The 23,721-nt window shown below is 71.5% G+C and carries 23 protein-coding genes and 1 tRNA gene; 14 read left to right on the top strand and 10 right to left on the bottom strand.

What is annotated here, in order from left to right:
* Positions 1–67: 67 nt before the first annotated feature.
* On the bottom strand, positions 68–1,294 hold the full coding sequence (locus ACSYGO_RS21430; protein ID WP_426677696.1) for a low temperature requirement protein A: 1,227 nt from the start codon (positions 1,292–1,294) through the stop codon (positions 68–70).
* Between the two features lie 91 nt (positions 1,295–1,385).
* On the opposite strand from ACSYGO_RS21430, the gene ACSYGO_RS21425 reads away from it, so the two are divergent.
* Positions 1,386–1,568, top strand: a complete 183-nt coding sequence (locus ACSYGO_RS21425) for a hypothetical protein (RefSeq protein WP_460387252.1) — start codon at positions 1,386–1,388, stop codon at positions 1,566–1,568.
* A gap of 43 nt (positions 1,569–1,611) precedes the next feature.
* On the opposite strand, the gene mscL is transcribed toward ACSYGO_RS21425, so the two are convergent.
* The 6 genes from mscL to ACSYGO_RS21395 all read right to left on the bottom strand — a co-directional run bounded on the left by mscL (position 1,612) and on the right by ACSYGO_RS21395 (position 7,698).
* Positions 1,612–2,082: a large conductance mechanosensitive channel protein MscL gene (gene mscL / locus ACSYGO_RS21420; protein ID WP_426677697.1), complete on the bottom strand. Its 471-nt coding sequence runs from the start codon at positions 2,080–2,082 to the stop codon at positions 1,612–1,614.
* A gap of 114 nt (positions 2,083–2,196) precedes the next feature.
* Positions 2,197–2,748 (bottom strand): hypothetical protein, encoded by a 552-nt coding sequence (locus tag ACSYGO_RS21415; protein ID WP_426677698.1) that lies wholly within the window; start codon positions 2,746–2,748, stop codon positions 2,197–2,199.
* Between the two features lie 272 nt (positions 2,749–3,020).
* A complete protein-coding gene (locus ACSYGO_RS21410; RefSeq protein WP_426677699.1) occupies positions 3,021–3,899 on the bottom strand; it encodes an S-methyl-5'-thioadenosine phosphorylase in 879 nt (292 codons plus the stop codon).
* A 246-nt stretch (positions 3,900–4,145) separates the two neighbouring features.
* The gene (locus tag ACSYGO_RS21405; RefSeq protein WP_426677700.1) at positions 4,146–4,460 is read right to left on the bottom strand and encodes an FmdB family zinc ribbon protein; all 315 of its coding nucleotides are present in this window, start codon (positions 4,458–4,460) and stop codon (positions 4,146–4,148) included.
* Between the two features lie 68 nt (positions 4,461–4,528).
* Positions 4,529–5,791 (bottom strand): MFS transporter, encoded by a 1,263-nt coding sequence (locus tag ACSYGO_RS21400; protein WP_426677701.1) that lies wholly within the window; start codon positions 5,789–5,791, stop codon positions 4,529–4,531.
* A gap of 368 nt (positions 5,792–6,159) precedes the next feature.
* Positions 6,160–7,698 carry a potassium/proton antiporter gene (locus ACSYGO_RS21395; RefSeq protein WP_426677702.1) on the bottom strand — a complete coding sequence of 513 codons (1,539 nt, stop codon included), beginning with the start codon at positions 7,696–7,698 and terminating at the stop codon, positions 6,160–6,162.
* Positions 7,699–7,933: 235 nt separating this feature from the next.
* Here ACSYGO_RS21395 and ACSYGO_RS21390 point away from each other — a divergent pair, with 235 nt between their 5' ends.
* Positions 7,934–10,678 (top strand): penicillin acylase family protein, encoded by a 2,745-nt coding sequence (locus tag ACSYGO_RS21390; RefSeq protein ID WP_426677703.1) that lies wholly within the window; start codon positions 7,934–7,936, stop codon positions 10,676–10,678.
* A gap of 206 nt (positions 10,679–10,884) precedes the next feature.
* Here ACSYGO_RS21390 and ACSYGO_RS21385 read toward each other — a convergent pair whose 3' ends face one another.
* Complete coding sequence (locus ACSYGO_RS21385; RefSeq protein ID WP_426677704.1) at positions 10,885–11,460, bottom strand: 5-formyltetrahydrofolate cyclo-ligase; 576 nt, start codon at positions 11,458–11,460, stop codon at positions 10,885–10,887.
* Positions 11,461–11,593: 133 nt separating this feature from the next.
* Here ACSYGO_RS21385 and galU point away from each other — a divergent pair, with 133 nt between their 5' ends.
* The 7 genes from galU (at position 11,594) to ACSYGO_RS21350 (ending at position 17,284) form a co-directional block, all read left to right on the top strand.
* Positions 11,594–12,496, top strand: coding sequence for a UTP--glucose-1-phosphate uridylyltransferase GalU (gene galU / locus ACSYGO_RS21380; RefSeq protein ID WP_426677705.1), 903 nt, complete (start codon positions 11,594–11,596; stop codon positions 12,494–12,496).
* 4 nt (positions 12,497–12,500) lie between these two features.
* The gene (gene glp, locus ACSYGO_RS21375; protein WP_426677706.1) at positions 12,501–13,823 is read left to right on the top strand and encodes a molybdotransferase-like divisome protein Glp; all 1,323 of its coding nucleotides are present in this window, start codon (positions 12,501–12,503) and stop codon (positions 13,821–13,823) included.
* Between the two features lie 150 nt (positions 13,824–13,973).
* Positions 13,974–14,453 carry a cyclic pyranopterin monophosphate synthase MoaC gene (moaC, locus tag ACSYGO_RS21370; protein WP_028804863.1) on the top strand — a complete coding sequence of 160 codons (480 nt, stop codon included), beginning with the start codon at positions 13,974–13,976 and terminating at the stop codon, positions 14,451–14,453.
* Positions 14,450–14,989, top strand: a complete 540-nt coding sequence (locus tag ACSYGO_RS21365) for a MogA/MoaB family molybdenum cofactor biosynthesis protein (protein WP_426677707.1) — start codon at positions 14,450–14,452, stop codon at positions 14,987–14,989. Before moaC ends, ACSYGO_RS21365 begins: the two co-directional genes overlap by 4 nt.
* A 23-nt stretch (positions 14,990–15,012) precedes the next feature.
* Entirely contained in the window at positions 15,013–15,690 is a 678-nt protein-coding gene (locus ACSYGO_RS21360) for a GNAT family N-acetyltransferase (RefSeq protein WP_426677849.1), read from the top strand.
* Between the two features lie 169 nt (positions 15,691–15,859).
* Positions 15,860–17,113 carry a divisome protein SepX/GlpR gene (gene sepX / locus ACSYGO_RS21355; RefSeq protein ID WP_426677708.1) on the top strand — a complete coding sequence of 418 codons (1,254 nt, stop codon included), beginning with the start codon at positions 15,860–15,862 and terminating at the stop codon, positions 17,111–17,113.
* A 97-nt stretch (positions 17,114–17,210) separates the two neighbouring features.
* Positions 17,211–17,284: transfer RNA gene (locus ACSYGO_RS21350), tRNA-Ala, on the top strand.
* Between the two features lie 157 nt (positions 17,285–17,441).
* Here ACSYGO_RS21350 and ACSYGO_RS21345 read toward each other — a convergent pair.
* On the bottom strand, positions 17,442–17,918 hold the full coding sequence (locus ACSYGO_RS21345) for a GNAT family N-acetyltransferase (protein ID WP_426677709.1): 477 nt from the start codon (positions 17,916–17,918) through the stop codon (positions 17,442–17,444).
* 58 nt (positions 17,919–17,976) lie between these two features.
* Between ACSYGO_RS21345 and ACSYGO_RS21340 the strand changes: the two genes are divergently transcribed.
* Positions 17,977–18,780: an exodeoxyribonuclease III gene (locus ACSYGO_RS21340; RefSeq protein WP_460387248.1), complete on the top strand. Its 804-nt coding sequence runs from the start codon at positions 17,977–17,979 to the stop codon at positions 18,778–18,780.
* 93 nt (positions 18,781–18,873) lie between these two features.
* Here the strand turns inward: ACSYGO_RS21340 and ACSYGO_RS21335 are convergent, their stop codons facing one another.
* On the bottom strand, positions 18,874–19,512 hold the full coding sequence (locus tag ACSYGO_RS21335; RefSeq protein WP_359496565.1) for a MerR family transcriptional regulator: 639 nt from the start codon (positions 19,510–19,512) through the stop codon (positions 18,874–18,876).
* 416 nt (positions 19,513–19,928) lie between these two features.
* Between ACSYGO_RS21335 and ACSYGO_RS21330 the strand changes: the two genes are divergently transcribed.
* The 4 genes from ACSYGO_RS21330 (at position 19,929) to ACSYGO_RS21315 (ending at position 23,685) form a co-directional block, all read left to right on the top strand.
* On the top strand, positions 19,929–21,467 hold the full coding sequence (locus ACSYGO_RS21330; RefSeq protein ID WP_426677711.1) for a flavin-containing monooxygenase: 1,539 nt from the start codon (positions 19,929–19,931) through the stop codon (positions 21,465–21,467).
* Positions 21,464–22,423, top strand: a complete 960-nt coding sequence (locus tag ACSYGO_RS21325) for an alpha/beta fold hydrolase (RefSeq protein WP_426677712.1) — start codon at positions 21,464–21,466, stop codon at positions 22,421–22,423. Before ACSYGO_RS21330 ends, ACSYGO_RS21325 begins: the two co-directional genes overlap by 4 nt.
* On the top strand, positions 22,420–23,301 hold the full coding sequence (locus tag ACSYGO_RS21320) for an SDR family oxidoreductase (RefSeq protein ID WP_426677713.1): 882 nt from the start codon (positions 22,420–22,422) through the stop codon (positions 23,299–23,301). The genes ACSYGO_RS21325 and ACSYGO_RS21320 overlap by 4 nt, the downstream gene beginning before the upstream one ends.
* 114 nt (positions 23,302–23,415) lie before the next feature.
* Positions 23,416–23,685: a hypothetical protein gene (locus ACSYGO_RS21315; protein ID WP_426677714.1), complete on the top strand. Its 270-nt coding sequence runs from the start codon at positions 23,416–23,418 to the stop codon at positions 23,683–23,685.
* Positions 23,686–23,721 lie beyond the last annotated feature (36 nt).

Here is a 23,721-nt window from a genome sequence, read left to right as displayed (position 1 = left end):
GTCAGGCCGCGCCAGTTCTCACTCGGTCACCCCGGCGGTGCGGAGACCTTCCGCGACCCGCGCCCGTCTACGCGGTTCTCGGCGTCCCTCCCACGATCGTCCGGGCGGGCAGCATCATCCCGATCACCACCGACAGGGCCGAGACGATGCCCGCGGCGAGCACGGCCCACTCGCCCAGGAACGTGCACACGATGACCAGCAGCGCGGTGGTAGGCAGTACGAGCTGCTGCGCGATCCCCACCTTGAAGTGGCGGGAGTGCAGCGTCCAGACCGTGAGGAAGAACAGCGCCGTCGGGAGCGTCACCGCGGCGGACGCCGCGAGCGTCGAGATGTGGGCCTTGCCGACCGCCTGCTCGACCGCCACCTCCAGTCCCGCGCCGATCGCGGCGGCCGACGCGAAGATCAGGTAGTGGCCGTACCCCCACAGGAACGCGTGCTTGCTGGAACGCAGATGTCCGTGGATCGGCACCACGAAATAGATCCACCAGGCGGCGAACACGATCAGCAGCCCGCCCACGGCGATCGGGATCAGCTCGCCCACCGCCTCGTGCTCGTCCACGGCGGACTTCACGGCGATCGTGGCCGCGGCGATCGTCTCCCCGAGCACGATGATCGTGAACAGGCCGTACCGCTCGGAGATGTGGTGCGGATGCCACGACGTGTTGTGATCCTTCTCCGCGTACACCGGGACGCACAGTTCGGCGACCACCATCACCAGGTACACCCACGGCCGGCCGGACTCCGGCAGGACCAGCAGCCCCAGCCAGCCGACCTGGCACAGCAGCACTCCGCCCGCGTACCGCAGGGCCATGGTTCTCTCGGCGCCCCGCGTGGAGCGTGCGGCCCGCAGCCACTGCGCGACCATCGCGAACCGCATGATCGCGTAGCCGAGCCAGACGAGCATGTAGTCGTGCTTCTCGAAGGCCTCGGACACCCCTGCCGCGAGGACGAGGACACCGGCGATCTGCACCAGGGTGACGAAGCGGTAGAGCGCGTCGTCGTTGTCGTAGGCCGAGGCGAACCAGGTGAAGTTCATCCAGGCCCACCAGATCGCGAAGAAGATCATCGCGTAGTTCAGGATGCCCTCGCCGGCGTGCCCCTCGGCCACGGCGTGCACCAGTTGCATGCCCGCCTGTGCGACGGCCACGACGAAGCACAGGTCGAAGAAGAGCTCCAGCGGGGAGGCGACCCGGTGTGCCTCGTCACGGCCGCGGGAGGTCATGCGGCGCAACGGCCTGTGGCCGGAGGGCCGGGGCGGGGCTGCGGCCGGTTCGGAAGCGGGGCTGGACGTCATACGGCCAAGCACAGCAGAAAAGCGCCGGGAATTCATGTGAAGGCGTTCACAAGCGATCCTGGGTGCGGTGCCCCCGGCGTACCCTGGTCGCATGAGTACCGCCCCCGCCCCCGAACCGCGCGATCCGAAGCCCGCGCTGGTCTTCGACGACCCGCTGAACCAGCAGTCCTCGGACGACACGGACCGTGGGTGGGGCGAGCGGGCCGAGAGCACCGGCGACAGCGCAGCCGACCTGAAGCGCTTCCTCGACGAGATGCCGCCCCACCACATCTGAGCCCGGCCGCCGCGACGCCGCGGACAGCAGCCGGGGTCCGCCGTCAGTTCTGTGCGCGTCCCTGGCCGCGCTGGGCCACGAGTTCGTCGCGGATCTCCTTGAGCACCTCCAGCTCGGTCACCTCGATGACCTCGTGCGTGCTCTCCTTCGCCTTCCGGCGGGCCTCCACCCGCGCGAGGTACTTGGCCATCGGCAGCACCATCAGGAAGTAGACGACGGCCGCGGTGATCACGAAGCTGAGCGTCGCGCCCAGCACCGAGCCCCACAGGATCCGGACGCCCGTCGCGGTGTCCCCGCTGCCGGTGCAGGGGTCCTTGATGCAGGTGCTGTAACTGTCGAGGTTCTTCGTGCCGATCGCGCCCACCAGCGGGTTGATGATGCCCTTCACCAAGGAGTTGACGATGTTGGTGAAGGCCGCGCCGATGACCACCGCGACGGCCAGGTCGACGACGTTGCCACGCATCAGGAAGGCCTTGAAGCCCTCCCAGATGCCGGGTTGCTTCTTCTCGCTCACGAGCAGGCCCCTCCGCGCAAGTTGTGGAACAAACAGCTCCGCAACCTACGTCAGGCCGTGCGGGGCCTGTCCAGTTGGGCGACTTCGACGTGGCACTCGACACCACATCCTCAGTCATCGCAGCGTCACCGCCAGTCGTGCGCCGGCGCTCGCACCGGCCAGCCGCGCCGCCGCCCGCCGGGGGACCGAGAGGAGGACCAGTGCTCCGCTCTCGGTGGCCTCGGCCTCCGGCACCTCGGTGACGCGCGCTCCGGCCGCGACGACCCGGCCCGTGCCGCCGCCGTCCGCCGCGATCACGTCGATCAGGTCGCCCGGCCGCAGCAGCCGGACCGTGGCGGCGTCCGTGATCCGCACCGGTGCCGTCACCGTGTCGGCCGCGCGGTGCTCGCGCACGGAATCGGAGGCGGCCGCGGACGCCGCTGCCGAAGGGGCCGGGACGGCGTCCGGGGGATGGCCCCGCGCCCGCTCGGAGTCCCGCGGGCCCGCCGCCACGAGGGCCGCCGCCGTGACCGCGAGTCCTGCGGCCAGGGCCCGCTTCCGGTGCCGCGCGAGACGCCGCAGCGCGTACCGTCCGCCGTGCACGCGCACCGGGGCGAAGTGCGGCACCTCGCAGGTCGGAGGAGCGTCCGCGCCGGGCGGGCGCACTAGAAGGGAGAGCTGAGCCATGGTGACCACCACCTGAGACGAAAGACCGGCTTGCGATCCCACGATGAGGCTTCGTGGCCGAGCCCGCCGCGCCCCGTGGACTACCCACGGGTTGTGGACAACTCCCTCACCCGAACGGGAAGTTCCACCCTTCACGTGTCCCCGCCGTGAGGCCAGACGTCCCCGCCGTGAGGCCAGGCGTCCCCGCCGTCGAGCAAGGTGTCCCTGGCGCCGGGCGGGGTGTCCCCGGCGTCAAGGCACCCCCGCACCCGCCCGGAGAACCCCGCCCCGCGTCACGGAAGGTCGAACCCCGGGTCCATCCCGCCGAGCGCCCTCGTGCACAGGCAGTCCCGGGTCCCGTTCTCCGGCAGCCCCGCGACCGTGTCGAAGAGCACGCCCCGCAGCCGGTCCACGTTCGCCGCGAACACCTTCAGCACCTCCTCGTGCGAGACGCCCTCGCCGCTCTCGGCGCCCGCGTCGAGGTCGGTGACCAGGGTCAAGGAGGTGTAGCAGAGCTCCAGTTCGCGGGCGAGCGCGGCCTCCGGGTGGCCGGTCATGCCCACCACCGACCAGCCCTGCGCCTGGTGCCAGAGCGATTCGGCACGGGTGGAGAACCTCGGTCCCTCGACCACGACGAGCGCGCCGCCGTCCACCGGCTCCCAGTCCCGTCCGCGGGCGGCGTCGAGGGCGGCCTTGCGCCCGACCGGGCAGTACGGGTCGGCCAGCGACACGTGCACCACGTTCGGCACGGAGCCGCCCGGCAGCGGCATCCCGTCGAAGTACGTCTGTGCGCGCGCCTTCGTGCGGTCCACCATCTGGTCCGGGACGAGGAGGGTTCCGGGCCCGTACTCCTCGCGCAGTCCGCCCACCGCGCAGGGGCCGAGGACCTGGCGTACGCCCACGGAGCGGAGCGCCCACAGGTTGGCCCGGTAGTTGATGCGGTGCGGCGGCAGATGGTGGCCGCGGCCGTGGCGGGGGAGGAAGGCGACCCGCCGTCCGGCGATCTCGCCGAGGAACAGGGAGTCGCTGGGCGGTCCGTAGGGCGTGTCCACCTGTATCTCGGTGACGTCGTCGAGGAAGGAGTAGAAGCCCGAGCCGCCGATCACACCGATCTCGGCCCGGGCCGCGGTCTGCTCCTCGTCGGGGCGCTGTGCGTTCTCCGTGTTCGCCATGGACCGCACATTAGCCGGACGGGCGGCATGACAGCCGGGCCGGGGGAACGCGCGAGACCCCGCCGTCGTACGACGGCGGGGTCTCGCGGGAGAACGGGTCCGGGGCCTGGCGGCGCTCCGGGATCAGTGCCGGCGGAGGAAGCCCGGCCGAGCGGACCGGGCAAGCCGGCCGGACGGTCCGGCGATCCGGCCGAGTGGCACGGAACGGCCGGCCCGCGGGGCGCAGCGACAGCCGCGCCCCGCGGGCTACGCGGCGGAGCTGCTGGACGAGCCGGTGCCCGACGACTTCGAGTCGGAGGACGACGACGAGGCCGTCGAGGACGACGAGGTCGACGTGGAGGAGCCGGACGTCTTCGACGACGCGGGCGAGCTGCTCGACGAGGAGCCGCGGCTGTCGTTGCGGTAGAAGCCGGAGCCCTTGAAGACGATGCCGACGGCCGAGAACACCTTCTTCAGGCGGCCACCGCAGTTGGGGCACTCGGTCAGGGCGTCGTCGGTGAACTTCTGCACCGCCTCAAGGCCCTCGCCGCACTCGGTGCACTGGTACTGGTAGGTCGGCACTTGTCTTCCTCCTGGCACTCTCACTCAATGAGTGCTAACGACGGTCCATAGTGACGTATTCCGAGAGATCAGTCCACTGTCACCGGCACTCGGTGACCGACGCCACGCGCGACGGTGCGCCCCGCGCCCCTGGGTGTCAGGCGTGACCGCAGGGTCACCAGGGTCGCCAGAGCCAGCACCGTACCGGCCATCGGGACCAGGAAACCGGCGCCCTCCCACAGGCGGTCCTCCATCTGCCCGGCCACCGTGACGGCCGCGGCCTGACCCAGCGCGACGGCGCCGGTCAGCCAGGTGAAGGCCTCGGTGCGGGCGCCCTGCGGCACCAGGCCCTCGACGAGGGTGTAGCCGGTGATCAGGGCCGGTGCGATGCACATGCCCACGAGCAGGCCGATCCCGGCGAGCACGACCACGGAGTGGGCCGTCCACAGGCCGGAGGCGGTCAGCGCCAGGGCCGCGTACCCGACGACGAGGCGCCGCTGCGGCGCCGCCTTCCAGGCGATGGCACCGCAGACGACGCCGGAGAGCATGTTGCCGGCGGCGAAGACGCCGTACAGGACGCCGTTGAGGCCGGGCTCGCCGATCGACTCGCTGAACGCGGCCAGGGAGACCTGCATGCCGCCGAAGACGGAGCCGATGCCCAGGAAGGTCACGATCAGGACCCGCACGCCGGGGACGCGCAGGGCGGAGACGTGCTCCACGCGCGCGTGCCCGCCGGTCGTGACGGCCGGCTGCGTGCTCTTCTGCGCGGCGAACAGCAGACCGCCGACCAGGGTCAGCGAGGCCTCGGTCAGCAGTCCCGCGGAGGGGTCCACGGCCGTGCACAGCGCCGTGGCGAGCAGCGGGCCGAACACGAAGGTCAGCTCGTCCGTGACGGACTCGAAGGCCGCCGCCGTGGTCATCAAGGGGGAGTCCTGGAGCTTCGCGCCCCAGCGGGCCCGCACCATGGGGCCGATCTGCGGCACCGAGGCCCCGGTCGGCACGGCGGCGGCGAACAGCACCCACAGAGGGGCGCCGGCGAGCGCGAGAGCCGTCAGGGAGAAGCCCGCCAGCGCATGCACCAGGACGCCGGGCAGCAGGACGGCCCGCTGCCCGTGGCGGTCGGCGAGACGGCCCGTGAAGGGCGCGAACAGCGCCATGGAGACACCGGTGACGGCGGCCACGGCGCCGGCGCTTCCGTACGAGCCGGTGGTGTGCTGCACGAGCAGCACGATGGAGATGGTCAGCATCGCGAACGGCTGGCGTGCGGCGAAGCCGGGGAGCAGGAACGTCCAGGCGCCGCGGGTGCGCAGCAGCTGTCCGTATCCGGGGCGGGAGGTGACCGTGGATGCCACGGCCCGTGCCTTTCTGCCACCTGGTAGCGCGACCCGTCACGGCGTGCTCGCCTCAGGGGTGCCGGGGCCGGTGCCGGGCGGTGATCGTGCGGGCCCTCGGACCCGTGCGCTCACGCCCTGGACTCCGGCGCTCCCCTTCGACTCACTCGCCCTGCGGGGGCGCCGAGAGCTGTCCTCTTGCGCGGAACTGCGGTAGATACCGTCGCCCACTGCGGGAGGGCGTCACGGCCGCCGTGCGGTCGCGCCAGCTCTGCGTCAGGCAGAGGTGGTTCGATCTAGGTGTGCCTTCATCGTACAGGGGTCACAAGGGGCCGGGCCTGTGAAAATGAGCACCACGGCGGCGCTCGCCTGCGAATGCCCGCCGCCCTTTAATGCCCCGTTTGCCGGTGCGTTCCCGGGCCGTCGGTGCCCAGCCAGCCGGCCAGCTTGCCGCCGTGTCCCACGGCGCGCAGCCGCTTCTCGGCGGCGTCCCGGACCTGGTCGGTGGCGACGACCAGCAGTTCGTCGCCGCGCCGCAGCACGGTCGTGGGCAGCGGGACGAACGAGGTCTCGTCGCGCACGACGAGGGTCACGGCGGAGCCCGCGGGCAGCCGGAGCTCGCCCACCTCGACGCCGTGCATGCGCGAGCCCTCGGGGATCGCGACGGACAGCAGGTGGCCGCGCAGCCGCTCCAGGGGCGCCGACTCGATGCCCAGGTCGGCGGCGCCCGTGGTCTCGCCCAGCTGCAGCTTGCGCGCCAGCCACGGCAGGGTGGGCCCCTGGACGAGGGTGTAGGCGACGACCAGGACGAAGACGATGTTGAAGATCCGGCGGCTGCCCTCGATGTTGCTCACCATCGGGATGGTCGCGAGGATGATGGGCACGGCGCCGCGCAGTCCGGCCCAGGACATCAGCGCCTGCTCCTGCCACGGGATGCGGAACGGCAGCAGGCCGGTCACGACGCTGAGGGGCCGCGCCACCACGGTGAGGACCAGGCCGATGATCAGCGCGGGCACGATGTCGTCGCCCATGTCGTGCGGGGTGACGAGCAGGCCGAGCAGCACGAACATCCCGATCTGGGCGATCCAGCCGAGTCCCTCCGCGAAGCCGCGGGTGGCGGGCCAGTGCGGCAGCTTGGCGTTCCCCAGGAACATCGCGGCGAGGTAGACGGCGAGGAAGCCGCTGCCGTGGGCGAGCGCGCCGGCGGCGTAGGCGACGACGGCGATGGCCATCACGGCGATCGGGTAGAGGCCGGAGGCGGGCAGCGCCACGTGCCGCAGTCCATAGGAGCCGAGCCAGCCCACCGCGATGCCGACGGCCGCGCCGATGGCCAGTTCCAGCGTGATCTCGCCCAGCAGCTCGTACCAGTGCTCCACGGGGCCGGCCGCGCAGAACGCGACGACGAGGATCACGACGGGGGCGTCGTTGAAGCCCGACTCGGCCTCCAGGACGCCCGTCACGCGCGCGGGGAGCGGGATCTTCCGCAGCACGGAGAAGACCGCCGCCGCGTCCGTCGAGGACACCACCGCTCCGATGATGAGCGCCTGGCGCCATTCCAGGCCGATCAGGTAGTGGGCCGCCGAGGCCGTGACGGAGACGCTCACCGCGATACCCACCAGTGCCAGCGAGGAGGCGGCCGGCAGGGCCGGCCTGATCTCCTTCCACTTCGTGCCCAGACCGCCCTCGGCGAGGATCACGACCAGTGCCGCGTATCCGATGACCTGGGTCAGCGCGGCGTTGTTGAACTGGACGTCGCCGATCCCGTCCTGGCCGATGGCGACGCCGATGCCCAGGTACACGAGCAGCGTGGGGAGCCCGCTGCGTGAGGAGATCCGGACGGCCACGACCGCGAAGAGCAGGACGAGCGAGCACACGAGCAGGAGCTGGTTGAGGTGGTGGACAGTCAGCGGCCGTTCCTTTCTCGCCAATCCGGTCCCGCCATGGCAGGCACGCGGATCCGAGCACTGGAATCCGGTACGTCAGTGCAAGTACTTCGTTACCTTACCTAACTCTTGACGTTTTCTTGACGCTTCCTGGGACAAGATCGAACGCCTGTGCTCCCGACTACCCGACTCCGCGTCAAGGCGCTCTTGGCCCTGCGCCTATGGTTGCTCCAGCACTCCAGGACCGCCTGCCGCTCGCGTTAGGACAGCAAGGACAGCGATGCCCCCCAACACCACCGCCTCTTCCGGCACAAAGCCCGGCAAGTCCGGCAGGAAGAAGGGGCGCAAAGCCCGTCTGTTCTTGATTGTCCTGGTGCTCGCCGTCATAGCAGGCGTCGCCTTCGGCGCGTACTGGAGCATCAGCACCGTGCGCGCGTCCTTCCCGCAGACGAAGGGCAGCATCCGGCTCGACGGGCTGTCGGGCCCGGTCGACGTCAAGCGTGACGACTACGGAATCCCGCAGATCTACGCCGCCTCCGACGAGGACCTGTTCATGGCGCAGGGCTTCGTGCAGGCGCAGGACCGGTTCTACGAGATGGACGTGCGCCGGCACATGACCTCGGGCCGGCTGTCCGAGATGTTCGGCAAGGGCCAGGTCGAGAACGACGAATTCCTGCGGACCCTGGGCTGGGACCGGATCGCGAAGCAGGAGTACGACACCAAGCTGTCGGCGTCCACGAAGAAGTACCTCCAGGCATACGCCAAGGGAGTCAACGCCTACCTGAAGGGCAAGGACGGCAAGGACATCTCCCTGGAGTACGCGGCCCTCGGCTTCACCAACGACTACAAGCCCCAGGAGTGGACCCCGGTCGACTCGGTGGCCTGGCTCAAGGCGATGGCCTGGGACCTGCGCGGCAACATGCAGGACGAGATCGACCGCTCGCTGATGACGAGCCGGCTCGGTCCGAAGCAGATCGCGGACCTGTACCCCGACTACCCGTACAGCCGGAACAAGGCGATCGTGCACGAGGGCCGCTACGACGACGTCACGGGGTCGTACGTCCAGGGCGACACCGCCTCGACGACCACCGCGGGCACCGGCCTCACGGGCGGCGCCACCGCCCCCTCCGGCTTCCAGAGCCAGCTCTCGGGGCTCTACGACATCCTCGACGACGTGCCCACGGCCGTCGGCGTGAACGGCAATGGCATCGGTTCCAACTCCTGGGTCGTCTCCGGCAAGCACACGATCACCGGCAAGCCGCTGCTGGCCAACGACCCGCACCTGTCGGCCTCGCTGCCGTCCGTCTGGTACCAGATGGGCCTGCACTGCACCAGCCTCTCCGACAAGTGCCAGTACGACGTCTCGGGCTACACCTTCGCGGGCATGCCCGGCGTGGTCATCGGCCACAACAAGGACATCGCCTGGGGCATGACCAACTCCGGGGTCGACGTCACCGACCTCTACCTGGAGAAGCTCACCGGCGACGGCTACCAGTACGACGGCAAGGTGCTGCCCTTCAAGTCCCGCAAGGAGACGATCAAGGTCGCGGGCGGCGCCTCCAAGAAGATCGTCGTCCGGGAGACCAACAACGGGCCGCTGCTGTCCGACCGCGACGACGAGCTCGTCAAGGTCGGCAGGAAGGCCACCGTCGACACCGCGGCACCCGACCGCGGCGACGGCTACGGCATCGCGCTGCGCTGGACCGCGCTGGACCCCGGTACCTCCATGGACGCCGTCTTCCAGATGGACAAGGCGTCCGACTGGGCGGAGTTCCGCAAGGCGTCGACGTACTTCGACGTGCCGTCCCAGAACCTGGTCTACGCCGACACCAAGGGCCACATCGGCTACCAGCTGCCGGGCCGCATCCCGATCCGCGGCGAGGGCGACGGCTCGCTCCCGTCGCCGGGCTGGACCTCCAAGTACAAGTGGACCGGCTACATCAAGCAGGCCGAGCTGCCCTACGAGTACGACCCGGCCCGCGGCTACATCGTGACCGCCAACCAGGCCGTCGTCGACAAGGACAAGTACCCCTACACGCTCACCACGGACTGGGGCTACGGCACGCGCAGCCAGCGGATCGCCGACCTGATCGAGTCGAAGATCAACGGCGGCGGCAAGATCTCGACCGACGACATGCGCCAGATGCAGCTCGACAACAGCAGCGAGATCGCCAAGCTGCTCGTGCCCAAGCTGCTCAAGATCGACGTCGGCGACCCGGACGTCCGCCAGGCGCAGAAGCTGCTCGAGGGCTGGGACTACACCCAGGACGCCGACTCCGCCGCGGCCGCGTACTTCAACGCGACCTGGCGCAACATCCTCAAGCTCGCCTTCGGCAACAAGCTGCCCAAGGAGCTGCGCGTCAAGGGCCAGTGCCTGTGGGTCGACCCGGTCGACACGACGGGCCCCGCGGACGAGGACCGGTCGGTGCGCGAGTGCGGCCAGCGCGATGCCGACCAGGCGCAGCCGGACGGCGGCGACCGCTGGTTCGAGGTGGTCCGCAAGATCGTCGACGACGAGGACAACGACTGGTGGCAGTCGCCCAAGACGCGCACCGACCGGGCGACCGACACCCGTGACGAGCTGTTCGGGCGGGCCATGAAGGACGCCCGCTGGGAGCTGACCGCCAAGCTCGGCAAGGACATCGACACCTGGAGCTGGGGCCGGCTGCACCGCCTGTTCCTGAAGAACCAGACGATGGGCACCGAGGGCCCGGCCTTCCTGAAGTATATGCTCAACCGCGGGCCCTGGAAGCTCAGCGGCGGCGAGGCGACGGTCAACGCCACCGGCTGGAACGCGGCGGGCGGCTACGGCGTGGTCTGGGTGCCGTCGATGCGGATGGTGGTGAACCTCGGGGACCTCGACAAGTCCAAGTGGATCAACCTCTCCGGTGCCTCCGGACACGCCTACAACGCCCACTACACCGACCAGACGGACAAGTGGGCCAAGGGCGAGCTGCTGCCGTGGGCCTTCTCGAAGCAGGCGGTCGACGACAGGACGAGCGACACCCTGGTCCTGAAGCCGTGACGCGCTGACGGGGCGGCGCGGGCATCGGCCCGCGGCCCGCGCTCCGGCCGAGGTGGCCCTCCACGCACGCGTGGGGGGCCACTTCCGTCTGCGGGCCGGACGGGCCCGGACGCGCTCGCGTGGGGGCCCGCGTGTGCGGGGCCGGCTCCGGCCACGCGGGCCACGCGCGCGTGGAGCTCCCTCGCGTGTCCGGGGAGGGCGGGCCGTCAGCGGAAGCGGCGCACGCCCGAGGGGGTCACCACGGCATGGACGGGCCGGTCGTGCGCCTCCGCGGGCACCCGCTCGACGACCTCCGCGTCGTACAGCAGCACCACGAGCGCCGGATCGGCCCCCGCGCGCTCCAGGCGGGCCAGCACGCGGTCGTAGGAGCCGCCGCCCCGCCCCAGGCGCATGCCGCGCGCGTCGACGGCGAGGCCGGGCAGCAGGACGACGTCCGCGTCCCGGACGGCCTCCGGCCCCAGTCGGTCGCCGGCGGGCTCCAAGAGAGCCATCTTCCCGCCGTGTTGGACGCGCGCCAGCGACTCCTCCCCGGTGTACGCACCCCAGTCCAGGTCGTTGTCCGCCATCAGGACCGGCAGCAACACGCGCACCCCGCGCGCGAGGAGCGCGTCCAGGAGTGCGCGGGTACCGGGCTCGCTCCCCACCGAGACGTACGCCGCCACCGTGCCCGCGTGCGCCAGTTCGGGCAGTTCCAGTGCGCGGAAGGCGAGTTTCTCGGCCGTTTTCCGCACGTCACCGGCCGTCAACCCGCTTCTCACCGCGAGGAGGTCTCGCCGCAACATTCGCTTGTCAGGCTCCGGTTCAGGTCCGAGCTGGCTCACAGGTGGTTCCCGTATCCTTCCTAATGCGCTCATATGAGAGCGAATTAACCGGAGCCACATGTTCCGCACATAGCCACCGGTTATGGTTGCGGGCATGACTCAGTCGCACCCCAGGATCAGCAAGGCTGTCATCCCCGCAGCCGGCCTCGGCACCCGGTTCCTGCCGGCCACCAAAGCCACTCCCAAGGAGATGCTGCCGGTCGTCGACAAGCCGGCGATCCAGTACGTGGTCGAAGAGGCCGTGTCGGCGGGTCTCGACGACGTCCTGATGATCACCGGGCGGAACAAGCGCCCCCTCGAGGACCACTTCGACCGCAACTACGAGCTCGAGTCGGCCCTCCAGAAGAAGGGCGACGCCGACCGGCTCGCCAAGGTCCAGGAGTCCAGCGACCTGGCCACCATGCACTACGTCCGCCAGGGCGACCCGAAGGGCCTCGGTCACGCCGTCCTGTGCGCGGCCCCGCACGTGGGCCACGAACCCTTCGCCGTCCTCCTCGGCGACGACCTGATCGACCCGCGCGACCCCCTGCTCGCGCGCATGGTCGAGGTGCAGGAGCAGCGCGGCGGCAGCGTCATCGCGCTCATGGAGGTCGCCCCCGAGCAGATCCACCTCTACGGATGCGCCGCCGTCGAGGCCACCGAGGAGGGCGACCTGGTCAAGGTGACGGGCCTGGTCGAGAAGCCCGACGCGGCGGACGCCCCCAGCAACTATGCGATCATCGGCCGCTATGTGCTGGACCCCCACATCTTCGACATACTCCGCAAGACGGAGCCGGGCCGCGGCGGCGAGATCCAGCTCACCGACGCCCTCCAGCAGCTCGCGGCGGACGAGAAGGTCGGCGGCCCCGTGCACGGCGTGGTCTTCAAGGGGCGCCGCTATGACACCGGCGACCGTGGCGACTACCTGCGTGCCATTGTCAGACTCGCGTGCGAACGTGAAGACCTGGGCCCGGACTTCCGGACCTGGCTTCGCAGTTACGTAGCCGAGGAGATGTAGGGATTTGAGCAGCGCCGCGACCCGCGCCACCGGCCAGGACCACCTCTGGTCGGTGACCGAGCACCTGGAGGACATCCTCACGACCGTCCGCCCCCTCGAACCCATCGAGCTGCAACTCCTCGACGCCCAGGGCTGCGTCCTGGTCGAGGACGTCACGGTGCCGGTCTCCCTGCCGCCGTTCGACAACAGCTCGATGGACGGGTACGCGGTCCGGGTCGCCGATGTCGCGGGCGCGAGCGAGGAGTACCCGGCGGTCCTCACCGTCGTCGGCGATGTCGCCGCCGGCCAGGCAGAGCAGCCGCACGTGGGCCCCGGGCAGGCCGCCCGGATCATGACCGGCGCACCCCTGCCGCCCGGTGCCGAGGCCGTCGTGCCGGTCGAGTGGACCGACGGGGGCCTCGGCGAGGGCCCGGTCTCCGGGATGCGCGCCCACAGCGCGGCCCCCGAGGGGGCCTCCGGCCAGGTGCACGTCCACCGCCCGGCCGAGGCCCGCGCGCACGTGCGCGCGAAGGGCAGCGACGTGAAGGCCGGTGACCGCGCCCTCGAAGCCGGCACGATCCTCGGCCCGCCGCAGATCGGCCTGCTCGCCGCGATCGGCCGCGGCACCGTGCGGGTGCGCCCGCGGGCGCGCGTCGTGGTGCTGTCCACCGGCAGCGAACTGGTGCAGCCCGACGAGGCGTTGGGCTCCGGCCAGATCTACGACTCCAACAGCTTCGCCCTCTGTGCCGCCGCCCGCGACGCCGGCGCCATCTCCTACCGGGTGGGTGCGGTCGCGGACGACGCCGAGACGCTCCGCGCCACCATCGAGGACCAGCTCATCCGCGCGGACCTGGTGGTCACCACGGGCGGCGTGAGCGTCGGCGCGTACGACGTCGTCAAGGAGGCCCTGTCCTCCGTGGGCGACGAGGACGAGGCGGGCGGCGGCGTCGAGTTCCGCAAGCTCGCCATGCAGCCCGGCAAGCCCCAGGGCTTCGGCTCGATCGGCCCGGACCACACCCCGCTGCTCGCGCTCCCGGGCAACCCCGTGTCGTCGTACGTCTCCTTCGAGCTGTTCGTGCGCCCCGCCATCCGCACGCTGATGGGCCTCAAGGACGTCCACCGGCCCACCACCACCGCGACGCTGAGCGCGGACAAGGCGCTGACCTCGCCCGCGGGCCGCCGGCAGTTCCTGCGCGGCACGTACGCGGACGGCGAGGTGAAGCCCGTCGGAGGCGCCGGATCGCACCTGATCGCGGCCCTCGCGCACGCCGACGCACTGATCGTCGTCCCCGAGGACGACACCTCGGTCGAGCCCGGCGCCGAGGTGGAGGTGGTCCTGCTCGGCTGAGCCGGCGGGCCCCGGAGCCCGCCCCGCGATCCGGCGGAGCGGGCGGTTCCTCGCGGGGGCGTGGGCGGAGGCGGACGGGCGGTAACGTGTCGCGCACAACAGGCCCACGCGCCGCACCGCGACGGGCCCGGACCGGGAGCGCCCACGCACATGAGTACGCAGGACCGACTGACGCACATCGACGAGGCGGGCGCCGCCCGCATGGTCGACGTATCCGGGAAGGACGTGACCGCGCGCACCGCCCGCGCCAGCGGCCGCGTCCTGGTCTCGCCGAGGGTGGTCGAGCTGCTGCGCGGCGAGGGGGTCCCCAAGGGTGACGCCCTCGCCACCGCGCGCATCGCGGGGATCATGGGCGCCAAGCGCACCCCGGACCTGATCCCGCTGTGCCACCCGCTGTCGGTGTCGGGTGTGAGAATTGATCTGTCGGTCGCGGACGACGCCGTCGAGATCCTCGCCACCGTGAAGACGACCGACCGCACGGGCGTCGAGATGGAAGCGCTCACAGCGGTCAGCGTGGCGGCCCTCACCGTGATCGACATGGTCAAGGCTGTCGACAAGGGGGCGGTCATCACGGACGTACGCGTCGAGGAGAAGACGGGCGGAAAGTCCGGCGACTGGAGCCGTTCATGACCGGCGGCCCCTCCCTCGGCGGCGCTCTCACGGCGCCGTACAGCGCCCTCGTCGTCACGGCCTCCAATCGCGCCGCCGCCGGGGTCTACGAGGACAAGGGAGGCCCCCTGATCGCGGAGGGCCTGACGGCGTTCGGCTTCGCCGTGGACGGCCCGCAGGTCGTGCCCGACGGCGACCCGGTGGAAGCCGCGCTGCGGGCGGGCGTCGAGGCCGGGTACGACGTCATCGTGACCACCGGCGGGACGGGCGTCTCGCCCACCGACCGCACCCCAGAGGCGACGCTGAAGGTGCTCGACCGCGAGATCCCGGGCATCGCCGAGGCCATCAGGGCGTTCGGACGGGAGAAGGTCCCGACCGCGGTCCTGTCCCGGGGGCTCGCCGGCGTCGCCGGCCGGACGCTGATCGTCAACCTGCCGGGCTCCACCGGCGGGGTGCGGGACGGTCTCGCCGTCCTGGAACCCTTGGTGGTCCACACCGTCGACCAGATCCGCGGCGGCGACCACCCCAGACCCAGTGGCAGTGGGGGTGCGAGCTGAACAGCCCATCCTGGCCGGTCGAGCTGGTGGACGGCGACGTCGTCCTCCGGCCGATAAAGCTGCGCGACCAGCGCGCCTGGCGCGAGGTGAACCGGCGCAACCGGGACTGGCTGCGGCCCTGGGAGGCGACGATCCCGCCGCCCACGCCCAGCGGGCCCATCGCGCACCGGCCGACGTACCGTCAGATGGTCCGGCATCTGCGCGCCGAGGCCAACGCGGGCCGGATGCTGCCCTTCGTGATCGAGTACCAGGGGCGTCTGGTCGGCCAGCTGACCGTCGCGGGGATCACCTGGGGTTCCATGTGCTCGGGGCACATCGGCTACTGGGTGGACCAGTCGGTGGCGGGCCGCGGAGTGATGCCGACGGCCGTGGCGCTGGTGACCGACCACTGCTTCCGCACGGTGGGACTGCACCGCATCGAAGTCTGCATTCGCCCGGAGAACGGCCCGAGCCGCCGGGTCGTGGAAAAGCTCGGATTCCGCGAGGAAGGGCTGCGTCCGCGATATCTCCACATCGACGGGGCCTGGCGCGACCATCTCGTCTTCGCGCTGACCGCCGAAGAGGTGCCCGAGGGACTCCTCGGCCGCTGGCGTCGCGCGCGCTCGGCGCAGAACCGTTCGGAGCAGGTGGGATCGGATCAGGCGGGACCGCAGAAACCGAGTGGGCCGCGGAACGCCGGACAAGGCCGGGAAATGAAATAGGTGTTCGAAATTGATCGCCGGGTGATCGGCTCAGGGCATTAAATTCGCGCTCCCGGGCGAGCTGCTGATCGCATGGGTCACAAAAAAAGCTCGAAATATCAGCCAGATCGTGCGACACACCGGCCCAATTGGCAGATGGCCTCATGCAAACCCCTCTACCGTGTGAGGCGTGAGCAGCAGCGGCCTCATCTACGCAGTCATCGTCGGGGCCTGGGCCGCCTACTTGGTGCCGATGTGGCTCCGTAGGCAGGACGAGCTGAACGAAGCCCGTCCGACGGAACGCTTCAGCACCGCCATCCGGCTGCTGTCCGGACGGGCGGGTATGGAGCGCCGGTACGCCAAGGACCTGCGCGCACGCTCCACCGACGAGGGGGAGTCCAGCGCCGACCCGGGCGACGCCACCGATTCGGTGGACGTCCGGGCCTTCGCCGCGCCTCCGTCCCGGACACAGGCGCATGCCGAGAGCCGGCCGCAGGTGCAGGAGCGGGTCCAGTCGCAGGCGCCGGCCCAGGCGGAGCAGAAGCCGGCAGCGCGGCCCGCCGCCAGACCGGGCGGCGCCGCGCCGGAGGCGCCGGGCGCCACCAGACCCGTCCCCAAGCAGCCGGGCAAGCCCGCACCCCAGTCCGCCCAGCCGTCCGCGACCGGGCGTGCACCCGGGGCGCGCCGCGGGCCGTCGGCGGAGGCCGCGGCGCGGGCCAGGCGCACGAAGGTGCTCGCGCGCCGAAGGCGTACGACGGTGCTGCTCTTCCTCGCCTTCACGCTCGGCGCGATCGTCGCGGCCGTGGGCGGCCTCGCCTTCCTGTGGGCTCCGGGCGTGCCGGCCATGCTGCTGAGCGGCTACATCGTGTACCTGCGGGCCCAGGAGCGGCGGCGCTTCACCTACACCATGGACCGGCGCCGGGCCGAGGCCGCGGCCCAGCGGCTCAGGGAACGGCAGCCGCGCCGCCGGCCCGCGCTCGACGAGGGTGCCGACGAGCCGGAGGAGGGACCAGTGACGGACACCGACACCGGTCTGTCCGCCCTCGCGGCCGACCGTCGCGCGCTCGTCGAGCAGACCGACCATGCCGAGTGGGTCGACCAGCAGCGCGAGCGTCAGCGCGGTCCGGGGCAGGGTGACAGCTGGGACCCGGTGCCGGTCCCGCTGCCGACCTACGTGACCGCGCCCGTCGCCCCGCGGGCCACGTCCAGCGTGGACCTGGGGGCCCCGGACGCGTGGAGTTCCGCGCGCTCCAGCGCCGCCGAACCGGCCGTGCCCGAGGCCGCCCCCGTGGCGGAGGAGACCCCCGACGGCACGGAGGGTGCCGACGACGGCCGCAGCGACGCGCGGCGCGCCGCGTCCGCCCGGCGCGCCCGTGAACGCGGTCGCACCCCGCTCTTCGACCAGTACGAGGACGGGGAACGGCCGCGCGCGGCCAACGAGTGACGGGTGGGACGGGAGCCGTCCGGGAGTCCTCGGCTGACCTGCCAGGAACGGATTTCCAAGCACCTCGATGGGGATGCTAGAGTTTCACTCGTTGCAAGGGCCTGTGGCGCAGTCCGGTAGCGCACCTCGTTCGCATCGAGGGGGCCAGGGGTTCAAATCCCCTCAGGTCCACTGCAATCACTGTTTCCGAGCTTTGCCCGGGGCAGTTGACTGGATCCCGTCCGATCTCACGATCGGGCGGGATCTTTGCGTTGCGCTCGGGACGGCGGCCCTGATGGCCGGTCAGAAGACCGGCCCGAAGGGGGCGGCGGCGGTGCCGGCCGTGGGGCTAGAGCGGCTTGGCGTAGCAGAGGCTCAGCTCGTGGAAGCGGTAGTAGCCGAACTTCACGCAGGGCTCGTAGCCGCTCGACCGGTACAGGGCGACCGCCTCGGGCTGCTTGGAGCCGGTCTCCAGGACCATGCGGGCGCGGCCCGCCGTGCGGGCGTCGTCCTCCAGCGCGGCCAGCAATCGGCGGGCGAGACCGAGGCCGCGTGCCTCGGGGATCACGTACATCCGCTTGAGCTCGGCGTCGCCGTCGGAGTACCCCTCGTCGTTCTCCTCCTGGGTGCGCCAGCCGCCCGTGGCCACCGGACGGTCCTGTTCGTCGTACGCGATGAGATAGAGCCCCAGCGGCGGGGCGAACATCGCCGCGTCGAGCGGTGTGGCGTCGCCGTCGTCGCCGTAGCGCTCGGCGTATTCGGCCTGCACCTGGTCGTTGAGCTTGACGGCGTCGGGGTGGTCGAAGGGAACGGACCGGATATTCATACAGGCAATCGTACTTCTATGCATAGGGTCAGGGCTACGGATTAAGTATCGTGCCCGGGTGCTGACTGTGACCTCTGTGAATGTGAACGGGCTCCGGGCCGCCGCGAAGAAGGGATTCGTGGAGTGGCTCGCGGAGACCTCCGCCGACGTGCTCTGCCTCCAGGAGGTGCGGGCCGAGCCGGGGCAGCTCCCCGAGGACGTGCGGGCGCCCGAGGGGTGGCACGTCGTGCACGCTCCCGCCGCCGCGAAGGGGCGGGCGGGTGTGTCCCTCTACACGCGCCGTGAGCCCGACGGCGTCCGGATCGGCTTCGGGTCCGAGGAGTTCGACACCGCCGGGCGCTACGTCGAGGCCGACCTGCCCGGCGTGACCGTGGCCAGCCTCTATCTGCCCTCCGGCGAGGTCGGCACCGAGCGGCAGGACGAGAAGGTCCGCTTCATGGACGCGTTCCTGGCCCATCTGAAGGTGCTCAGGGAGCGGGCCGCCGCCGACGGGCGCGAGGTCGTCGTCTGCGGCGACTGGAACATCGCCCACCAGGAGGCCGACCTCAAGAACTGGCGGGGCAACAAGAAGAACTCCGGCTTCCTGCCCGAGGAGCGGGCCTGGATGGGGCAGGTCTTCGACGCGGGTGACGGCGGCTACGTCGACGTCGTGCGCGCCCTGCACCCCGACGCCGAGGGGCCCTACTCGTGGTGGTCGTACCGCGGCCGGGCCTTCGACAACGACACCGGCTGGCGCATCGACTACCAGATCGCCACGCCGGGTTTCGCCGGCAAGGCCCTCAAGGGATACGTGGAGCGGGCGGCGACCCACGCGGAGCGGTGGTCCGACCACGCGCCGGTCACCGTCGTCTACGACCACTAGGCGGTCACCGCCGTCCGCGACCACCGGGCGGTCGCTCCGGGCGCGGCGGGGCGTCGTGCCTCCTGCGCCCGCGCTCGCCGCGGCCCGAGCGGCTCAGGCGTCCCGGTCGCCCCCGTGTGCGCGCAGGCGTCGGTCCAGCGCCATCGACAGCTCCGCCTCCACCACGCTCTTCGCCAGCGGGCGCAGGCGCTGGAGGTCCTCGGTGGAACGGTCCTGGGTGAGGACGAGGCCGGTGAAGAGTTCGGCGAGCGCGTCGGCGTGGTCGCGTACACGGCGGGCCGCGCCCAGTACGTCCGCGAGCGGGATGCCCTCGCGGACCAGGGCCGCGGAGACGTCGAGCAGGCGGCGGCTGATGTGCACGATCTCGCCGCCGTCGGTGCCGAGGTAGCCGAGGTCGAGGGCGGCGGCGAGGTTCTCCGGGGTCGCCTGGCCCGCGAAGACGTCGGCCAGCGCCTCGGGGGAGAGGCGCACCGGGGTCTCCTCGGTGGGCTCGCCCAGGCCGAGCAGCTCGCCCACGTCGCGGCCGTGGTCGAAGGCCTCGGCCAGCTCGGCGATGCCGTTGAGGGTGTGGCCGCGCTCCAGCAGTGCCGAGATCGTGCGCAGCCGGGCCAGGTGGGTGTCGTCGTACCAGGCGATGCGGCCCTCGCGGCGGGGCGGCGGGATGAGCTTGCGCTCCCGGTAGAAACGCAGGGTGCGCACGGTGATGCCGGCCTCCTTGGCCAACTCCTCCATCCGGTACTCGCGTCGGCCCGGGCCGGTCGCTTCCGGTGCGCGTGGGCCGGTGCCCGCTTCGGGGGCCGATGTCGCGCCGGGGTCCCGCGTCACGCCGCCGGACCGTCCCGCCGTGCCGGCGTCCGGCCCTCGGCGGCCCGCCGTGCCGGACCGGTCCGCCGCGCCGCTGTCCGGACGGTCCGGCGCCGGTGAGCCGTGCTTCCGTGTCGGGTCGTCACGTCGCGTCCGCGCCCTCACGCCCCGCTCGCGCGCCCCGGCGCCCCGCTTTCCTGATCCCTCGGCCACCTCCGCACCCTACGTCGTACCCGCGGTAACTTTCCCGGTCGCGACCCCTACCCATCAGTACGCCGCTGCTCTACTCTCCCCATTGCGCCAGTGTTCACTGGCAGAGTCGCGCGGACCAGGGAGGCGTCGGGATGACCGAGCACGAGCATGTACGGGTGGCAGTGATCGGGTCCGGCTTCGGCGGGCTGGGGGCCGCGGTGCGGCTGCGCCGCGAGGGCATCACCGACTTCGTCGTCCTGGAGCGGGCCGGCAGCGTGGGCGGCACCTGGCGCGACAACAGCTACCCCGGCTGCGCCTGCGACGTGCCCTCCCACCTGTACTCGTTCTCGTTCGCGCCCAACCCCGAGTGGCCGCGCACCTTCTCCGGGCAGGAGCACATCCGGGCGTACCTGGAGCACGTGGCGGACGTCTTCCGGCTCCGGCCCCACCTGCGCTTCGACTCCGAGGTCAAGATGATGACCTGGGACGCCGAGAAGCTGCACTGGGCCATCGAGACCAGCAGCGGCCACCTCACGGCCGACGTCGTCGTGTCCGCCACCGGGCCGCTCTCCGACCCCAAGGTCCCGGACATCCCGGGGATCGACACCTTCCCCGGCAAGGTCTTCCACTCGGCCCGCTGGGACCACGACTACGACCTGCGCGGCAAGCGCGTCGCCATGGTCGGCACCGGCGCCTCCGCCATCCAGATCGTGCCGTCCATCCAGCCCGACGTGGAGCGGCTGACGCTCTTCCAGCGCACCCCGCCGTGGGTGATGCCGCGCGTGGACCGGGCCATCAGCGGGGCCGAGCGGTGGCTGCACCGGCAGCTGCCGTTCACCACCCAGGCCCGGCGCGGACTCCTGTGGGGCATCAGGGAGCTGCAGGTCCAGGCGTTCACCAAGCGGCCCGACGAGCTCGGCCTGGTGGAGCGGCTGGCCAAGCGGAACATCGCGCGTGCCGTGAAGGACCCGGCGCTGCGCGCGAAGCTGACCCCCGACTACCGGATCGGCTGCAAGCGGATCCTGCTGTCCAACACCTACTACCCCGCGCTCACCCGGCCGAATGTCGACGTGGTGGCCTCCGGGCTGGCCGAGATCGACGGCTCGACCCTCGTCGCCGCCGACGGCAGCAGGGCCGAGGTCGACGCGATCGTCTTCGGCACCGGTTTCCACGTCACCGACATGCCGATCGCCGAACGGGTCGTCGGCGCGGAGGGCCGGACGCTCGCCGAGACGTGGAGCACCGGGATGAAGTCGCTGCGCGGCGCCACCGCGGCCGGATTCCCCAACTGGATGACGATCATCGGGCCCAACACGGGTCTCGGGAACTCCTCCATGATCCTGATGATCGAGTCCCAGCTGAACTACATGGCCGACTTCGTACGGCAGTTGGACGTCCTCGGGGGCCGCGCCGCCCTCGACGCGCGCCCCGCCGCGGTGGACGCCTGGAACGACCGGGTCCAGGAACGCATGAAGCGCACGGTGTGGAACACCGGCGGCTGCACCAGCTGGTACCTCGACGCCAACGGCGTCAACACCACCATCTGGCCCGGTACGACGAGCGAGTTCCGCAGCGCCACGCGCCGCGTCGACCTCGGGGAGTACGAGGTGCTGCGCGCGCCCGAGCCCCGGGACACGCCGGAGCCGCGCCGCAAGGGCACCCGCAGGAACAAGGTGGAGGCAGGGGCATGAGCCGGCTGACGCACGTGACGCACGGGGCGTACGCGCCTCCCGTGCCGGCCCGGGAACTGACCGCCGTCTCCGCCGACGGCGCGCGGCTGCACGTCGAGGTGCACGGACCCGAGGACGCGCCCACCGTCGTCCTCGCGCACGGATGGACCTGCTCCACCGCCTTCTGGGCGGCGCAGATCCGTGACCTCGCGGCCGACCACCGGGTCGTCGCCTACGACCAGCGCGGGCACGGGCGCAGTCCCGCGAGCGCCGCGTGCAGCACCGAAGCGCTCGCCGACGACCTGGAGGCGGTGCTCGCCGCCACCCTCGCACCGGGCCAGAAGGCCGTCCTGGCGGGACACTCCATGGGCGGTATGACGCTCATGGCCGCCTCGGCCAGGCCGCGCTTCCGGGAGCACGCCGCGGCGGCCCTGCTGTGCAGCACGGGCAGCTCGCGGCTGGTCGCCGAGGCGCGCGTGGTGCCGATGCGCGCGGGGCGGCTGCGGACGCGCCTCACCCGCTCCGTCCTCGGCTCCCGGGCGCCGCTCGGTCCCGTCACTCCGCTCGCCCGGCGGATCCTCAAGTACGCGACGATGGGGGCCGGTTCGTCGCCCGCCATGGTCGAGGCGTGCGCGCGGATCGTGCACGCCTGCCCGCGCAAGGTGCGGCACGCCTGGTCGGCCGTCCTCGAAGCGCTCGATCTCGACCACGGCGTACGGGAGTTGCGGGTGCCCACGGCCGTGGTCGCGGGGACGGCGGACCGGCTGACCCCGGTCGTGCACGCGCGCGCCCTCGTGGCGGCGCTGCCGAACTGCGTCGGTGCCACCGAGCTGCCGGGACTCGGGCACATGACGCCGGTGGAGGCACCGGAGTCGGTGACCTCCCGCATACGCGAGCTCGTCTCGGCGTACACGGACAGCGCGGGCGGGGCGGCGAAGAGCGCCGCGGACGGCGCGGAGATCAAGGAGGGCGCATGAGCAGCAGGGTGAGCCTGGAAGGACAGGTCGCTGTCGTCACGGGAGCGGCGCGGGGCGTCGGTGAACTCCTCGCGCGCAAGCTCTCCGCACGCGGCGCGAAGGTCGCGCTCGTCGGGCTGGAGGCGGACGCGCTCAAGCAGGTCTCGGAGCGGCTGCACAGCGAGAGCGACCACTGGTACGCAGACGTCACCGACCACGAGGCGATGGCGCGGGTCGCCGAGGAGGTCAAGCAGCGGTTCGGCAAGGTGGACATCGTCGTCGCGAACGCCGGTGTCGCCAGCGGCGGTCCCTTCGTCGACTCCGACCCCGTCGCCTGGCGGCGGGTGATCGAGGTGAACCTCATCGGATCGGCGGTGACGGCCCGGGCGTTCCTGCCCGTGCTGACGGAGAGCCGGGGCTACCTGCTCCAGATCGCCTCGCTCGCGGCGATCACGCCCGCCCCGATGATGACCGCGTACTGCGCGTCCAAGTCGGGCGTGGAGGCGTACGCGCACAGCCTGCGCGCCGAGGTCGGCTACAAGGGCGTACGCGTCGGCGTCGGGTACCTGTCGTGGACCGACACCGACATGGTGCGCGGTGCCGACCAGGACGAGGTCATGCGCGAACTGCGGCAGCGGTTGCCGTGGCCGTCCAACAAGACCTATCCGCTGGGCCCGGCCGTCGACCGGATCGTCGCCGGGATCGAGCGCCGCTCCAGCCATGTCTACGCGCAGTGGTGGCTGCGTGGCATGCAGGGCATCCGCGGCTATCTCCCCGGGATCATCGGGGCGGTCGGGCAGCGCGAGATGCGCCGGTTCGAACCGCGGCTGAGCGAGGTCCGCACCGGGTTGGTCGGGGCCGGCGGGGCTGCCGACGAGGAGGAGCGGACACACAAGTGACCTGCGGTTTCCCTGGGTTGGTCACCATGCGTGACTGATCGAAATGCGTGCGTAGTCGTGCCGTGTCAGTCTGGTCGAGCCCGATCCCCCTCACCCGAAACGGGAGTGAATCTCATGGGCATGCAGGACCAGTTCAAGGAGAAGGCCGAGCAGATGAAGCAGCAGGCGAAGAAGAAGATGGGCGACGCCCGCCAGGAGCCGGGCCAGCGTTCGCCGCAGGGTCACGAGCGCTCGCCCCAGGGTCACGAGCGTCCTCAGCAGGGCGGCGAGCGTGGCCAGCAGGGCCGCGAGCGTGGCCAGCAGGGTCGTGACCGCTCCACGCAGGACGCGGAGCGTACCCAGCGTGAGGCGCAGGACCGCTTCGACCAGGACTACGACGCCTAGTCGCTGCGCTCGCTTGAGCCGGGAGTGGGGTGCCCC

The sequence above is a fragment of the Streptomyces krungchingensis genome (assembly GCF_054729265.1).
The sequence above is the reverse complement of the archived record's forward strand: the minus strand, read 5'-3'. Positions and strand labels throughout refer to the sequence as shown.